The sequence below is a fragment of the Gemmatimonadales bacterium genome, from assembly GCA_030697825.1.
Lineage (GTDB): Bacteria > Gemmatimonadota > Gemmatimonadetes > Gemmatimonadales > JACORV01 > JACORV01.
On record JAUYOW010000271.1, the window covers coordinates 1 to 3,114 of the forward strand.

Genomic DNA, 3,114 nt, shown 5'->3' on the forward strand with positions numbered 1-3,114 from the left:
CCGTACGCCTCGCCCGAGCGGGTGGTCACAGCGACGCGCGCGTCGGGGTGGCCCGGGATCGTCATCGGGCCGAGCGTCACGATGTCCGGCGCGATAGCGCGAAAGTTAGGTACGTCGCGGGCGGGATCGAAGACCAGGCTAGCGAAGACCCGGCGATTGAGCGCCAGCGCGCGCACATCCTCCGCGACGAGTACTCCCGGCGTGGCCGCGTCGCGGAAACCGTCGGTATGATGCGCGGGGTCGTAGCTCATGAGTGACGGATCGGTCCTCATGTCGCGACCGTACACGTCCGCGTGCGGCAGGCCGAAGGCGTGACCCAGCTCGTGCTGGATCGTGGACTGGACGTTGGGAACGCGGTCGAGCGCGAACGACGAGAGCACGACCACCCCGCCGCCGGTGCCGAGCCCGCCGTTGAGCGGCCGCCCTCCACCGGTCGGGAAGTCGTCGCGGGGGTTCATGACCACGACGACCAACACCCATGGGCAGGAGAACCGGCTCACTCGGAAGTGATCCAGCAGCTCGGCGACGATCTCGGGGACGCCATCCTCCGGCCGCCCGCGGTAGAAGGCCGGCGGCATGCGTCCTTGCACCACGACGGTGGCCGTATCGAGCGCAAAGCTGTCGCGCCCGCCGAGCAGTTCGGTGTAGCGCGCACGGGCCCCGGCGAGGTGGCGAGCGAGGCGAGCGCGTTGCTCGGCGGAGGGGAGCGAGGCGCCTTCCGGAGCGAAGAAGATCGGGCGCACTGTGACGTGACGGGGCGGGACCGAGTCGTCGCGCCATTCCTGAGCGTGGGCGCGTCCAGTCGTGACGGCGATGGCGGCGATGATGGCCGCGATCCGGCGGGCCGGCGCTGCTACTGTCGTGCGGTGTCCATCGGAACCACCTGGTAGAGCTTCTCGCCATCGCGGATCATGCCGTAGACCTCGCGCGCCGCGCGCTCCTGGGTGGCCGAGTCGGTCTTGAGCGCGTGCCCCATCCGGACCAGCGAGTCAACGTCGTGGCGCAGCCGCGCGATCTCCTCGCGCTCGCGGCGCACCTTGTGCTGGAGCGCGAAGAGGTCGCGCGAGCCGTATTCGCCCCCTTCGACCGCGAACCCGGCCATCGCCAGCACGACGGCGCCGATGATCACGCGCCTCAGAGGCGGTATAGCGACCTCCCCGGGTACATCGCGGCATCGCCCAGCTCCTCGGCGATGCGCAGCAGCTGATTGTATTTCGCCACGCGGTCGGTGCGGCTCGCGCTCCCGGTCTTGATCTGTCCGGCGCCCGTCGCGACGGCCAGGTCCGCGATGAACGTGTCCTCGGTCTCTCCGGACCGGTGCGAGATGATGTTCCCGTAGCCGTTCCGCTTGGCGATGTCTATGCACGACAGCGTCTCGGAGAGCGTACCGATCTGGTTCAGCTTGATGAGGATCGCGTTCGCGATGCCGGCATCAATGCCCTTCACCAGCCGGTCCACGTTGGTGACGAAGAGGTCGTCGCCGACTATCTGGATCTTGTCGCCGAGCGCATCGGTCAACGCCAGCCAGCCGTCCCAGTCGTCCTCCGCGAGGCCGTCCTCGATGGAGACGATGGGGTACCGATCCACCCAGGACCGGTAGAGCTCGATCATCTCGGCGGAGGAACGCCGCTGCCCGCCGCCCTTCTTGAACACGTACGTGCCATCCTCCCAGAACTCGGAGGCCGCCGGATCCAGCGCGATCACGACGTCCTGGCCTGCCTCGTAGCCGGCCTCGGCGATCCCCGCCACGAGCGCCTCGAGCGCGGCCTCGTTGGACGTCAGCATCGGCGCGAAGCCTCCCTCGTCACCCACCGAGGTAGAAAGGCCCTGCTTCGACAGGACCTTCTTGAGCGCGTGGAAGACCTCTACGCCCATCCGCAGCGCTTCCTCGAAGCGGTCGGTGCCGACCGGCACGACCATGAATTCCTGCACGTCCACGTTGTTCGACGCGTGGGCGCCGCCGTTGAGCACGTTCATCATCGGCACCGGCAGCACGTGCGCCATGACGCCGCCCAGGTACCGATAGAGCGGCAGCCCCTGGTCCCGGGCCGCGACTCGCGCCACGGCCAGGGAGACCGCGAGCATCGCGTTGGCGCCGAGGTGGCCCTTGTTGTCCGTGCCGTCGAGCTCCATGAGCTGGTCGTCCACGCCTACCTGGTCGTAGGCGTCGAAACCTTCGAGCCGCGGGCCGATGATCTCGTTGACGTTTCGCACGGCGTCCTGCACACCCTTGCCACCGTAGCGCTTGGGGTCGTTGTCGCGAAGCTCGAGCGCCTCGTGCTCTCCGGTCGAGGCGCCGCTCGGCACCGCCGCCGTCGCGGAGGTGCCGGAGGCGAGGACGACTTCCGCCTCGACGGTGGGATTGCCGCGACTGTCGAGGATCTCGCGCGCGTGTACGTCTATGATCGTGCTCATGGTGGGCCGAACCTAGCCGCGCGCCTCGGCCGAGTCAACGCGGGCCTGGAGGGCTACGACGGCCTCGCGCACCCGGTCGGCGAGCGCGTCGCGGTCGCCCACGGCCAGCCCCGCGGAGGGGATCGGCGGCGCGAGGAGGATGCGGATGGGGCGCGGGTGCACGCGGATGGAGCCCTTGGGCTGGATGCCGAAGGTGTTGGCGATGTAGGCCGGGACGATGGGCACCCCCGCCTCGATGGCGAGCACGAACGCGCCCTTCTTGAACGGGAGCAGCTCGCCGGTGCGGGTACGCGTGCCCTCGGGGAAGACGAGCATGGTGAGTTTCCGCTCGACCACTTGCCTGGCTGCCTTGGCGTAGACATCCATCGCCTCGCGGGCGCGGGCGCGGTCGAGCCTAACGTGGCCGGCAGCGCGCAGCGCGCTGCCGTATAGAGGAATGGCGAACAGCTCCTTCTTCGCGATGAACTTCACCGGGACCGGGAGGTAGCCGAGTATCGCGAGGATGTCGAAGAACGACGCGTGATTGGCCGCGACTATCTGCGGCTCCGTAGCACTCAGGTGCTCGGCGCCCTCGACCGTAACCTCCACGCCCGCGGCCCACAGGACCAGGCGGGCCCAGTCTCGGCCCGTCGTGTCGTACACGCCCCCCGAACGCCGCGGCCACCGCACCAGGGCCGCGAGCACAGCCTTGGAGCTGTA

Annotated in this window: 4 protein-coding genes; all 4 read right to left on the reverse strand. The window is 69.1% G+C overall.

Annotation, left to right across the window (positions count from 1 at the left end):
- Positions 1–743: hypothetical protein (locus Q8Q85_13165; protein MDP3775206.1), on the reverse strand; the 743-nt coding region annotated here is incomplete at its 3' end.
- 110 nt (positions 744–853) lie between these two features.
- A complete protein-coding gene (locus tag Q8Q85_13170; protein ID MDP3775207.1) occupies positions 854–1,129 on the reverse strand; it encodes a septum formation initiator family protein in 276 nt (91 codons plus the stop codon).
- Between the two features lie 5 nt (positions 1,130–1,134).
- Positions 1,135–2,415: a phosphopyruvate hydratase gene (gene eno, locus Q8Q85_13175; GenBank protein MDP3775208.1), complete on the reverse strand. Its 1,281-nt coding sequence runs from the start codon at positions 2,413–2,415 to the stop codon at positions 1,135–1,137.
- 12 nt (positions 2,416–2,427) lie between these two features.
- Positions 2,428–3,114: lysophospholipid acyltransferase family protein (locus Q8Q85_13180; protein ID MDP3775209.1), on the reverse strand; the 687-nt coding region annotated here is incomplete at its 5' end.